General features: G+C 65.8%; 1 protein-coding gene. It reads left to right on the top strand.

Annotated elements, in window-relative coordinates; genetic code table 11:
- On the top strand, positions 1-234 hold a 234-nt coding region (locus CVH10_RS26460; RefSeq protein ID WP_219925124.1), incomplete at both ends, for a hypothetical protein.

Here is a 234-nt window from a genome sequence, read left to right as displayed (position 1 = left end):
CGGGCGAGGTGGCCGCACCGCAGGTGGCCTACCGGATCGATGAGAACCGGTACTTCGAGATCGTGCCGTACGGCCGTGGGGCCTGCACCAACGCGATGGTGCAATTCGTCGACAAGGCCAAGGGGATTCGCTCCGATGCGGTGCTGTTGGACCCGGGGTCGATGGGAGCAGCCACGCTGATCATTGACGCGTCGAACGACCAGTACCTGGTGGCGCCGGTGACGCGGGGGAACA

Origin of the sequence: Halomonas sp. ND22Bw (genome assembly GCF_003011945.1) — a bacterium.
GTDB classification, from domain to species: domain Bacteria; phylum Pseudomonadota; class Gammaproteobacteria; order Pseudomonadales; family Halomonadaceae; genus Halomonas; species Halomonas halophila.
Note: the sequence above shows the minus strand (reverse complement) of the source record. Positions and strands in the feature narration are given on the sequence as shown.